Annotated in this window: 8 protein-coding genes; 4 read left to right on the forward strand and 4 right to left on the reverse strand. The window is 45.9% G+C overall.

The window, feature by feature from the left end:
* Positions 1–168 precede the first annotated feature (168 nt).
* Positions 169–4416 carry a two-component regulator propeller domain-containing protein gene (locus tag BUB19_RS21425; RefSeq protein WP_245802921.1) on the forward strand — a complete coding sequence of 1416 codons (4248 nt, stop codon included), beginning with the start codon at positions 169–171 and terminating at the stop codon, positions 4414–4416.
* 98 nt (positions 4417–4514) lie between these two features.
* Here BUB19_RS21425 and BUB19_RS21430 read toward each other — a convergent pair whose 3' ends face one another.
* Positions 4515–4961: a hypothetical protein gene (locus BUB19_RS21430; protein ID WP_143156126.1), complete on the reverse strand. Its 447-nt coding sequence runs from the start codon at positions 4959–4961 to the stop codon at positions 4515–4517.
* Positions 4962–5232: 271 nt separating this feature from the next.
* Here BUB19_RS21430 and BUB19_RS21435 point away from each other — a divergent pair, with 271 nt between their 5' ends.
* On the forward strand, positions 5233–5433 hold the full coding sequence (locus BUB19_RS21435; protein WP_073097639.1) for a PspC domain-containing protein: 201 nt from the start codon (positions 5233–5235) through the stop codon (positions 5431–5433).
* Between the two features lie 88 nt (positions 5434–5521).
* Positions 5522–6619: a peptide-methionine (S)-S-oxide reductase MsrA gene (gene msrA / locus BUB19_RS21440; protein ID WP_073097711.1), complete on the forward strand. Its 1098-nt coding sequence runs from the start codon at positions 5522–5524 to the stop codon at positions 6617–6619.
* Between the two features lie 71 nt (positions 6620–6690).
* Here msrA and BUB19_RS21445 read toward each other — a convergent pair whose 3' ends face one another.
* Together BUB19_RS21445 and BUB19_RS21450 are read right to left on the reverse strand one after the other, a co-directional pair.
* The gene (locus BUB19_RS21445; RefSeq protein ID WP_073097641.1) at positions 6691–7419 is read right to left on the reverse strand and encodes a LytR/AlgR family response regulator transcription factor; all 729 of its coding nucleotides are present in this window, start codon (positions 7417–7419) and stop codon (positions 6691–6693) included.
* Between the two features lie 152 nt (positions 7420–7571).
* Complete coding sequence (locus BUB19_RS21450; protein ID WP_073097642.1) at positions 7572–8645, reverse strand: sensor histidine kinase; 1074 nt, start codon at positions 8643–8645, stop codon at positions 7572–7574.
* 297 nt (positions 8646–8942) lie between these two features.
* Between BUB19_RS21450 and BUB19_RS21455 the strand changes: the two genes are divergently transcribed.
* Complete coding sequence (locus tag BUB19_RS21455) at positions 8943–11471, forward strand: TonB-dependent receptor (protein ID WP_073097643.1); 2529 nt, start codon at positions 8943–8945, stop codon at positions 11469–11471.
* Between the two features lie 81 nt (positions 11472–11552).
* Here BUB19_RS21455 and BUB19_RS21460 read toward each other — a convergent pair whose 3' ends face one another.
* Positions 11553–12695, reverse strand: coding sequence for a glycoside hydrolase family 130 protein (locus tag BUB19_RS21460; protein WP_084097536.1), 1143 nt, complete (start codon positions 12693–12695; stop codon positions 11553–11555).
* Positions 12696–12736 lie beyond the last annotated feature (41 nt).

Below are 12736 nucleotides of genomic sequence, written 5' to 3' on the forward strand. Positions count from 1 at the left end.
AACAGGGGGGGAAAAAATCCTGATTTCAGGCAGCAATCGTCCGGGATATGCCCACTTTCGTCCGGAAAAGGGTGATCTATCGTCCGGAATTGAATTTTTAACTGTATTAAACTGTGTTTACCGGCGGTAATGGTTAATTTTAAATGTTCAATAAAATCGCCTGACACATTGTCTTCCGTCCTCAGATACCTCTTGCTGATCAGCGCCATTTCCCTTGTTGCCTTTTGGGACCTCTGGGGGCAGGAAGCTACCGGTACCTACAGGTTTAGCCATTATACCAGCCAGGATGGTTTGCCTCAGAATTCAGTATTGGCAATTATTCAGGATGAGTCCGGCTACCTTTGGCTGGGTACCGATGACGGACTGGCACGATTTGACGGTTATCAGTTTAAGACATACAAACACGATCCGGAGCAGCCATATACGATCAGCAACAATGTGATCAGGACCCTGCTGCAGGATCAGAACGGCATGATCTGGATCGGTACGGAAGGCGGCGGGTTGAATGTTTTTCACCCGAAAATTGAGAAATTTTTGCGTTTGGATAGCTTCAATCAGGAGCTGGCCCAGGTACCCGGGAAGAAAATCTCCAGCTCTCTTATGGACTCCAAAGGCAACATCTGGATTGGCACCCAAACGGAGGGAATTTACAAGATATCCAATCTGGACATATGGTCAGAGTCTGGAAGGCTGGAAGCCTTTTCCCGGCAACTCGATATCGTGCACTACCACCGAAATAATTCCGCACTGGAAGACAATAAAATATGGACCATCTATGAAGATGACAAAGGTGACATCTGGGTGGGTACTTTTGAAAGTGGTGTCTATAAATTTTCCGGATCTGATATCAAAAAGCCCAAAGATTCCCATTTCCCCTCAAACAGATCTGTTAAGGCCTTTTTTGAAGATGCCGGGGGAAATTTCTGGATAGGTACTGAAAAGGACGGACTCTATAAAAGAACATCAGGAGACAGTATATTTTTACCGGTCAGGGACTTTGAAAAATTCTCAGCATCCATTTCTCAAGGCCCGAATATCACACAGATCATGGCCGATCAACAAGGAAAAATCTGGATTGGCACTTTGGGCAATGGACTTTTCATGTATCAACCAGAAGAGGACAAATGGCAGCATTACAAGGACGACCCTACGGATCCATATAGCCTGAATGGCAATTCTGTTTACACGCTTTTTCAAGATCAAAACCAAAATATTTGGCTGGGCATGTATTCGGGCGAAGGTCTGAACAAAACCAACCCCATGCTCCAGCAATTTGAGCATATTCGGTTTCATCCTGATGAAAATAAAGGGCTATCCGGCAAGATGGTAAAATCCATAATGGAAGATAGTGCAGGTAATCTCTGGGTAGGATTATTTAATGAAGGTCTGAATTTACGGGAAAAGGGCGCGACCCAATTTGAATATTTTTCTGTAGCAAGCAATCCGGGTCTCAAAAACAACAATGTCCAGTATGTATATCAAAGCAAGGATGGGCAAATCTGGCTGGGGACCGATGGTGGTGGCTTGCATGAATTTTCCCCCATAACCCGGTCTTTTACCAGCCACACCCACCTGAACGGGGCCGCCGGTGAATTTAGAAAAAATGAAATCTGGGCCATTGCTGAAGATGCTGATGGGCGGTTGTGGTTAGGAGGGGCTAACGGAGGGGGCCTGATGGTATTTGACCGGTCTGCCAATCGGTTCAGGCGCATTCCGCATGTGCCAGGCGATAGCCAAACGCCTGGTTTTGATGATATCCGCACCCTCTACATAGACAGCAAGGAGCAACTCTGGATCGGCACCTATGGTGGCGGCTTAAACAAAATGGATCTGCAAACCGGAAATTTCACCTACTACCAGCACGATCGTAGGGACCCGAACAGCATCAGCCATGACATCATCACCTGTATCATGGAAGATAAAAAGGGCTATTTCTGGATCGGGACATTTGGAGGCGGATTAAACCGGCTCAATCCGGTCGACGGCACCTTTAAGGTTTACCGGGAAAAAGATGGCTTGCCCAGTGATGTGATCAAGGCCGTATTGGAGGATGAGCTGGGACAATTGTGGATCAGCACAGTAAGGGGTCTGGCTGTATTGAACCGGGAAACGGAGGTATTTAAGAACTATACGCAGGAGGATGGGCTGCAATCGAATGAATTTAACCTGGGTGCCGCCTTCAAGGATGCCGATGGAAAACTTTATTTCGGGGGGACAAATGGTTTCAATGCCTTCTACCCCGAAACCATCCGAGCACTTCCAGCGCCAAATACTCCTGTGATTTCCAAACTTAAGGTATTGAATCAGGAAGTTTTACCCGGCGATACTATTCTGGAAACGCAAATCCTGCAACAAAACATCGGCTTTACCGATGAGCTGGTGCTGGACCATCAGCACAATAGCTTTGAATTTGAATTTAGCGCCCTGGAATATTCCGGGCAGGACAAATTGATGTATGCCTACCGGCTGAAAGGATACGACGAAGACTGGATCGTAACGGACAGCAAAAGGCGATTTGCGCCCTATGCCAACCTAAAACCCGGCCGGTACCAGTGGGAACTTAAGGTTTTCCGGGAGGAAAGCGCAGAGCAATCTGCTGTAAGGACCCTGGGTATTACCATGCTGCCTCCCTGGTACCGCAGTCAATGGGCATACCTTTGCTATGCCCTGCTGTTTATCCTATTGGTCTATCTGTCAAAGAGGATAATTAGCTGGCGGATCAAGCTGAGAAATGATTTGAAATTTGAAAGACTGGAAAAGCAAAAACAGAAGGAAATCAGCCGCCTGAAAATGCGGTTTTTTACCAATATTTCGCACGAACTCCGTACCCCATTGATGCTTATCAAAGCTCCCCTGGAACGCCTGTCAAAAGCAGCGGAACTGAGCGACAGCACACGCCATCAACTGATCTCGATCCATAATAATGCCCAGAGGTTATTGAAACTCATCAACCAACTGCTGGACTTCAGGAAACAGGAGACAGGACACCTGCAGTTGGCCGTCAAGCAGGTAAACGTAAAGGACTTTTTACAAAACATTTTCCAGTCTTTCGAAGCCATGGCCATCCAGAACAGTATTCATTTTTCACTTGAGGTAGACGAGAAGCTGGCGGCGGATCAGTGGTTTGACCCTGATCAAATGGAAAAGGTATTTTATAACATCATTTTTAATGCTTTTAAGTTCACACCGCAAGGTGGAAAAATCACCGTTCGTCTGCTGCCCTGCATGATGGTCAGCGAGGAGGAACGTTTCCCCGGATTTAAAATAGAGGTTGAGGACAACGGCCCCGGCATAGAACCAGAATTTCAACCCCTGATCTTCGATAGGTTTTATCAGATAAATGAAGCGCATTCCTTCGGAAAAGTAGGTACTGGCATAGGACTGGCCCTTTCAAAAAATCTGGTCAACTTCCACAAAGGAATTATTGAGGTGCACAGTGAACCTCATGTTCGCACTATTTTTTCGGTAAAATTAAGAACAGGATATGACCACTATCAGGAACATGAGATGACACATCAACGCTACTCCGCTTCAGCTACTGCCGCCAAAGAGGGTGATATGATCGTTATTAGTGATCATAGGGCCTCAAAGGCGACAAAAAGTATTCCGAGGCATCCCCAATCGGATAAAAAAGTCCTCGTAGTAGAAGACAACCCTGAGCTTCTGGAGCTATTGCGTGAGGCTCTTGCAGAGCGCTTCACTGTGAATACTGCAACAAATGGCAGGGAAGGGCTAGAGATAATCAACCGGTATCGCCCGGACCTTGTCCTCTCTGATGTAATGATGCCGGAAATGGATGGCATTGAATTTTGTGCCAGAATAAAAAACGACATTAACAGCAGCCATATTCCTGTTCTGCTACTGACGGCAAAGAGCTCCCATATGCATCAATTGGAGGGATACGAATCGGGGGCAGATGATTACATCACCAAACCCTTTCCCCTGGACCTGTTACTTGTAAAAATAAATAACCTGCTGGAAGGCAGGTTCAGGTTTCAGACGCAATTCAAGCGAACGCTTGATTTGAGCCCTGAAAAAGTGCAAATAAGCAGCCCGGATGAAAAAATATTGAAAACCGCCATCGCTGTCATCGAAAAGCACATGGATGAGCCCAGCTTCGGAATACCGCATCTGGTCAAAGAACTTGGCTTGAGCCGGACGCTGGTTTTCGAAAAGTTCAGGTCCCTGCTGGACCAGACGCCAAATGAATTCATACAAATGATCCGTCTGAAGCGTGCCGCACATCTATTGGTTACAAGTGATTTGAAAATTTCTGAAATTGCCTATATGGTGGGCTTCAACCGCCCCAAATATTTCAGTCAGTGCTTTCAGAAACAATTTACAAACAGTCCCAAAGTCTATAGGCAAAAACAACAGGCGGGACTTCACAATGAGGATAAAGCCGGTTCCTACTGATATTTGTAATTCTAAGTCAAGATCAAAAAGAAAAAAGGCCATTTTCTGATTGAAAATGACCTTTTCTTCTTTTACAAGCAAACAAAACTTAAAACTGATTATCCTTCGTTATCGAACTCATCCTTGATGTTTTCGATTGCTTTTTCCACCTGATTTTCGAGCTTCTCAAATTCCATTTTGATCTGATCCTTTCTCTGATCCGTAGCCTGGGCAAATTCTCTGGATTTGACCTCCAGGTCGTTCAAACCCTGATCCAATTGGGTCAGGTATCTGTCGACACGTTCATCTAGCGGTTCGGAGAAATTTTCCTTCACCTCTTTTTTGATCTCTTCTGCTTCGGCTTTGAGAGCTGCTGTTTCCTTTGAAAATTCAGCTTTGGTCTTCTCAAATGCCTCTTCCGTTTCCTGTTCTACCTCATCGCCCATTTCTTCAAGATCATTTCCAACGGAATCCATATCGGTATCCTCATTTTTGTTGGCATTACAAGCTGTAAAGAACAGAACGGTAGCAAAACAAATCGCCGATAATACTGACATTAACTTCATAATATACTGTTGGTTTGGTTTTACAAATCGCGATGAACAGAAAAATTCTGTTCATCATGCACGGTACAGGGCACAAAAGCGATGCCATAATCGTCCCGAAAATACCAAATTGCCAAAAAATAACCCCTACCCCCCCGGGTGGATCAGTTCCTTTTTGTGACCTGGTTTTGAGATTGGCTCCTTAATTCTTACATTTAAAGGCTCTCAGGCAAATAAAACGAACATTTTTATTAACTTAAACCTATCATTTACTGAACACACCTTCAGGCACATGGACAAAAAACTAAAGCGAACGAATAGCGACAAGATGATCGCCGGAGTATGTGGCGGTCTGGCAAAATATCTTGGCTGGGAAGCCGACAAATTGAGAATTGTGTATGTTCTGGTATCCATCTTAAGCGCCGCCTTCCCAGGCCTGCTGGTATATCTGATCCTGTGGTTTGTCATGCCAGAGGACGATGCACTGGATTAAGCGTCCTAATTACCAGGACATTGTGAATTTCCCTGAACATCTGTGGCTATTTCAGCGTTTTTCAAATTAGATTAAAAAAATGCAAACCATGAGAGAAAGTATCAGATATGCATCAGTTCTTTTGCTCTTCCTGTTTTCCTTTTCGGGCTGCAATGCCTCAGATAATTCGGATACAGATGGAGCTGAGGCGGAAGATCCGCTAAAGGATTATCAGGGAAGAACAGAAAAAGCGACGTTTGCGGGAGGCTGTTTTTGGTGTGTAGAGGCACCATACGAGGGTATTGACGGTATTTTATCGGTGGTATCGGGATATGCGGGAGGAAAAGAAAAGAACCCTACTTATTCCCAGGTATCCTCCGGACAGACCAGTCACAAGGAGGCGGTGCAGGTTACCTTTGATCCGGATGTGATCAGTTACACTGAAATCATCGATATTTTCTGGAAACTCTATGATCCTACAGATGAAGGAGGGAGTTTTTACGACAGGGGTAGCCAGTATGAGTCAGCTATTTTTTACCACAGCAAGGAACAACAATCTGTTGCTGAAAATGCTAAAAAGGAACTCGATCAATCCGGCAAATTCGACAAGCCTATTGTCACGCCCATCATTAAGTATACGAATTTTTATCCTGCCGAAGCCTATCACCAGGATTATTACCGGAAAAATCCAAAGGAATACAAAGCCTACCGGACCGGATCCGGACGCGACAGGTTTATCCGGGCGCATTGGGAGGTACCCTCTCCAGAGAAATACAAAAGTCCTTCCAAAGCGGATATGAAGGCCCAACTCACTAACCTGCAGTATCAGGTCACCATGGAGGAAGCCACAGAGAGGGCTTTTGACAATAGGTACAACGACAATAAAGAGGCCGGTATATATGTGTGCATTGTGTCCGGAGCTCCTCTTTTTAGTTCCCGGGACAAATACGAATCCGGCTCTGGCTGGCCAAGCTTTACCAAACCCATAGATGCCCGTTATCTGGAGAAACCTCTGGACAGAAGTCTGGGGATGGTTCGGGTGGAAGTGCGGAGCAAATTCGGAGACTCCCACGTGGGCCATGTGTTTAATGACGGTCCCGAACCCACTGGCCTAAGGTATTGCATGAACTCCGCTGCCATGAAATTTATTCCTCTTGCAGAGATGGAGCAAGAAGGGTATGGGGAATTTTTATATGCAGTGGAATGAAAGGAAACCTGAGTTCGAACTGATTTGACAATATCACCAGAAAGGCCGGGCAAACCCGGCCTTTCGTTATTCTAATTGATCCATTTGTCTATGAAACGAAGGAAGTTTTCCTTATATCCGTCACTGACGGAGATGTTCATCACGCCCATATTCACGGTACTTTTGCTGATGGACTGTATGTGATCCAGGTTGATGATATAGGAGCGGTGGATTCGCATAAATTGACTTTCGGGAAGCATCTCTTCCATATTTTTAAGGGTAGTCAGGGAAAGCAAGGGGGAGGTTTTGCCTGAGAGGTGAATTTTGACATAATCTTTGTAGCCTTCTACCAAAATGATTTCTTTCAGCAGTACCTTTACCAACTGGTATTCTACTTTGATGAAAATATAATCTTCAGCTGACGATGCCTTTTCAGGCTGACTATTCTTTTGGAAATGACGCAATGCCTTCTGGCTTGCCGTTAAAAACTCCTCATAGCTGAAGGGTTTGAGCAGGTAGTCAAGCGCATCTACCTTATACCCCTCGATCGCATATTGATTGTAGGCGGTGGTAAAAATAATTTTCGGCGTGGACTGCCCCTTTCTATTGTCCAGCACCCTGGCCAGCTCCATCCCCGTCAGATCCGGCATCTGAATATCCAGAAAGATGAGGTGGACCTCATGGGAATTGATAAAGCCGAGTGCTTCCAACGCGCTGTCAAACCTGCCTTTGAGCTCCAGGAAATCCGTTTTCTCTACAAAATTAGAGACCATTTCCAAAGCCAGGGGTTCGTCATCAACAACAATACATTTAATCTTCATCTCTTTACACTCGTTTTTATGTAGCCATCTCCTCACACGTACCCTATGTACCGATACTACTCTTTATCTGAGGAAAAACCTTGTTTTGATAGTACATCATCCCTCCACATTTTCCGCGCCCAACTTCCATCAGGATTAGGGCGGGCGGGGTATCATGACAGGTTTATGGTCAGATCCACGCGAAATTCATTTTCCCTATTTTCCTGATCTATTTCCAACCGGTATTCAGTTCCATAAATCAGGGCCAACCTTCTTTTGGTATTGTTCAGCCCTATGCCGCTGCTCAGCTTTTCTTTACTATTGGGGTTAGCAGGAAATATGGTATTTCTGGTATGCAGGTACAGTACTTTTCCTTTCAGTTCGATGCCGATCTCTATCCTGCTTTCATCTTTCGCACTGATTCCATGTTTAAAACAGTTTTCCAGAAAGGGCAGCAAAAGCATAGGGGCTATCGGCAGATCCGGTGTATGCTGGGGTATGGTGATATCCAGTTTCACTTTTTCGGAAAGCCTGAGGCGCATCAGCTCAATATAATCTTTGATGAAGTCGAGTTCCTTATTGAGAAGCGTAAGGTCCTTGTCGGTCTCGTACAGTACATAGCGCATCATGCGTGAAAGTTTCAGCAATGCCTTCTGCGCACGTTCCACATCCAGATTGGTCAGGGCGTAGATATTGTTTAAGGTGTTGAAAAAGAAGTGGGGATTGATCTGGGCTTTGAGGTAAGACAGTTCCGATGTGATTTTCTCTTGTTCCATTTGCCGTCTCAGCTCCACATCTGCCTGCCACTTTTCTACGGCTACCACACTGGTGCTGATGCCAAAGCCGAAAAGCCATAACAAGATGGTAAACAAATCAAAATTGAAGTTTCTGGGTCTGGGCTCATACGGCACATTGGGACGGAAAGCATAATGCATCAATTCCTGCAGATTGAGCATGTTTTCAAATTGAATCATCAGAAACAATACCAGGAGCGTGCAGGAGATCGCTATCAGAATGAACTGCCAGTTTTTTCCTTTGAAAAGTACCCTGGGCACAAAAAAGTACATGTTCAGGTAAAACAGCAGGATCAGGAAAAACAGTACAAAACCCTGTTTGAACCAATACTCTACAGGTAAGTCTACTTTCCAGGATAGAGGGCTCACTACAAAAATCACGATGGCTATGAAAATCCACACCAGTACGTGGATAAGGAAAGTGATTCTTTTTGGTTTGTTGGAATGTGTCATAACTAGAGATTTGGACATGAAAAGCAACAAAGACTCCACAAATCCAGCATAAACATAAAGTAAAGTAAATGATTCTATCCAAAAAATCTACCAATTCAGGGATTTAGCCTGCCATTTGGGTCAATTCATCTACCAAATAGCATGCGGTATGCCATATAAGGGTTGGTCTGCTTTTTTCCGGTATCTGTCGATACATGCTGGCCGCTTATCTATTCCGTTTTTTATTGCTCTCAGAAAGATTTTCCTTTGTTAGCGATATATTCACCCGAAAAAATACATGTTAACAGAACTACTATAATGAAAAGGTTATTTGGATTACTGCTCTTGACAACCCTTTTTCTCCATGCGGGATCAGCCGATCTTCTGGCACAGGGGAATGCAGAGGGAAAAAGTTTTAAGATCTCCGGAAAGGTAGTGGACAAGGAGACCGGGGAACCTGTTCCCTATGCTACAGCCATGTTAAAAAAAGCAGATGGAGATGTCTCCCTCGCCGGGGGCGTTGCAGACGATAACGGAGAGTTTTTTTTCAACGTCAGGGAGGCCGGAAACTACAAGGTAGAATTGAGCTATGTGGGCTACGATGCGCTCGTTCGGGAAGATATTGTGGTCGGTCCCAATACCCCCTCCATCTTTCTGGGCAACCTTACACTTGCGGAATCCTCCGTATCATTACAGGAGGTGACGGTGCAGGGACAGAGAAGCCTGATTACCGAGAAAGTAGACCGCACCATTTATAATGCCGAAAACGACAAAACCACTATCGGTGGCGATGCAACAGACGTTTTGCGGAGGGTGCCCATGCTCACCGTAGACCTGGACGGAAACGTGTCTATGCGCGGAAGCAGCAATATACTCGTGTTGATTGATAACAAACAATCTGCTATTGTGGCCAACAACATTGCAGATGCACTGAAACAAATCCCTGCAGAAGAGATCCAATCGGTGGAAGTCATCACCTCTCCCTCGGCCAAGTACGATGCTGAGGGCACAGGTGGGGTGATCAACATTGTGACCAAAAAGAACAAGTTACAGGGAGCCTCCCTGAATATACGGTCCAGTGCAGGCATCCGGGGATCGAATCTGGGCCTGAATGCTGCCCTGAAGAAAGGTAAAATGGGCTTCACCCTTGGTGGTTTTGGCCGTGCCGGTTACAATATACTGGGCAGTTTTGAAAATGAGCAAACATTGATTTCGCCGGACGGGCCTTCCACCCGCATCTTTCAGGCTGCCGACACCAGAAACAACATGATGTTTGGCCGCTATAACTTTGGTTGGGACTATGAGATCAACAGCTACAATTTCATGACCACCTCAGTAAGCTTTGGATTGCGGAATATGAGGATGAATCAGGATGATCTGATCACGGAGACCTACGTGGAAGATGCACTCGTCAGTGAGCTGCTCCGGGATGTACAGACCAAAAACCTTTCCAATAGCGTAGACGTGAGTTATAACTACACCAAGACCTTCGAGAAAAAGGGCAAGGAGTTTAGCGTGTCCGGATTGTACAGCAGAAACAACATGACCAATGACTTTGTAAACAGCCTGTACAATGAATCCTTCGAGCAGGTAGCCAGCAGGCTTCGAAACGACAACAACAACCTGAACGAAGAATATACCATTCAACTGGATTATGTCACTCCACTGGGTGCAGACGATGAGCAAATACTGGAATATGGTGCCAAGAATATCCTGAGAAAAGCGGTGAGTGACTTTGCCTACTTCCGTGCGGAAGGCCCGGATGGCGCCTATGAGGAACTCGATGACATATCCTTGTCCAACCAGTTTAATTATGATCAGAATGTAACTGCGGGATACCTTTCCTACACCCTGGGATTTCTGGAAAATTATACCTTGAAAGCCGGAATGCGTTATGAATATACCAATATCGCTGCGGACTTCCTCGCCTCGGACTTACCCGCAGATATTCCGTCATACGGAACTTTTGTCCCTAATATGAACTTTGGACGCAAGCTAGCTAACGGAAACATGTTAAAGGCAGCTTATAACAGAAGGATCCAAAGGCCTTCCCTGAACTTCCTCAATCCGAATATAGAGGCAGCTAACCCCCAGCAAATCACGCAGGGTAATCCACTGCTGGATCCGGAACTGACCGACAATTATGAGCTCTCTTACAGCACCTTTATCAAGGGAACCTCTCTTAATTTCACCTCCTATCTGCGAAATACCACCGGTTCCATACAGCCGGTGAGGACCATACAGGATAACGATGTGATATTTACGACTTACGAAAATATCGGAAATGAAAGGGCCTACGGTCTCAGTGTTTTCTCCAACATCAATATATCCGGGAAATTTTCCCTAAACGGATCTATTGACAGCTATTTTGCCCAATTGGACAACGGCCTCGATGATCCGCTATATGCTGCACAGAATGAAGGTTTTGTACTAAGTGGAAGGCTGTTTGGAAATTATTCCCTGCCCAACGACTGGCAGATTCAGGCCTTCAGCTTCTACAGAGGCCGAAGGGTTCAGCTCCAAGGCTCTTCCGGAGGATTTGGTATCTACAGCCTGAGTATCAACAAGCAGTTTGCCGAGCAAAGGGGCAGCATAGGTTTTGGAGCAGAAAATTTCTTCCATACCGAATTTAAAATCAGAAATGAATTGATCACTCCTACGATCATGCAGCAGAGTGTTACCGGCATGCGCAATATGAACTTTAAGATCAACTTCTCCTACAGGATAGGCAAGTTAAGTGTAGACGGGGGACAGAGAAGAAAGAAACGCGGGGTAACGAACGAAGACCTCAAGGAAGGCGATGGCGGCGGAGCAGGCGGAGCCATGATGAATGGCGGGCCCAACTAAGCCAGGCCTTTAAAGAAAGTTAATTCTCTCGATTAACGGTAGCCCGGTTGAATGTGTGAAGAAAACATCAACCGGGTTTTTTTATTCTTCATAGACCGCGACGGCAATTTTGGAATCTGCCGTACCGTAATACAAATACCACTTACCCTCAAAGGGCACCATGCCTTCAATAAAGCAAACCAGATCGATCTGTCCCTCGATCTCATAGGGTTTTTCAGGTGTCATGAAATAGCTTTCCGAGCGGTCTATCAGCCTCGAAGGATCTGTGGCATCAAACAGCGCCTGACCCGCAGAATATGCGCCGGGCTCCAGGTTGGGATCCCGATCTTCTCCCTCTCCCAGATTCATACCGTTGTACAAGAGCAAAATACCCTCTTCCCGCAAAAGGGCATAGGGCCCGGATTCTACCAGTCTGCTATCAAAATACCCGGGCCGGGGATGCATGACAGGTTTGAGCGCTCCATTCTCTGTGAGCGGCTCCCAGTGTATCAGATCCGGGGAACTGGCCAAAAAGAGATCGGTGTCCCCAAAGTACATCCAGTATTTTCCGGCAATTTTGCTGGCTACAATCTTGTCGCCCTGTCTCTTGCCCACAATGGCACCCGCTTTTGACCAGGTATCCTTAAATTCACCCCTGAGTACGCGGCCATATTTGTCCCAATTTTTCAAATCATCAGATGTGGCCAGCATAAGCCTGGCTACTGTACCATCATAGCTCGTATAGGTCATGATGTACCTGCCTCCTTCATCTTCGACGATCCGCGGATCCTCTACCCCTCCATCCCACTCAAGAGGCTTCAGGCTGTCATTTTCAGGATAAAAAACGGGTTCCGGCAGCTTGTCAAAATGTAATCCGTCCTCACTCAGGGCGAGACCCAACCTTGAAGTCCCGTTGTTACTTCCAATGCTATCTTCTGCCCGGTACAGGAGATTGACTTTTCCGTCCCGTACCAGCGCTGCGGGGTTAAAAACATCCTTTTCTTCCCAGCTTACCGGCTCTCCCAAAATCGGGCAGGTAAAGGTAAGGTCTCCGGGAAGCAATACCGGATTGAACTCATCCATCTTGACGAAGGGAACCATTTCCCAGGATTTGTGAGCAGGCAAATCTGGGTCCTGCTCTGAGGCCGTTGACTCAGTTCCCTGCTTGCATGACCAGGTAAGGGAAAGCAGGAGAAGCCAGAGGCTAACCCAAGGTCGGGTCGAAAGATCCGGTCTGTTTTTCATATCTGTATAGTTTTAATTATTCCTTATTGGTCAGCAAGCAG

It is taken from the genome of Cyclobacterium lianum, from assembly GCF_900143075.1.
GTDB classification, from domain to species: domain Bacteria; phylum Bacteroidota; class Bacteroidia; order Cytophagales; family Cyclobacteriaceae; genus Cyclobacterium; species Cyclobacterium lianum.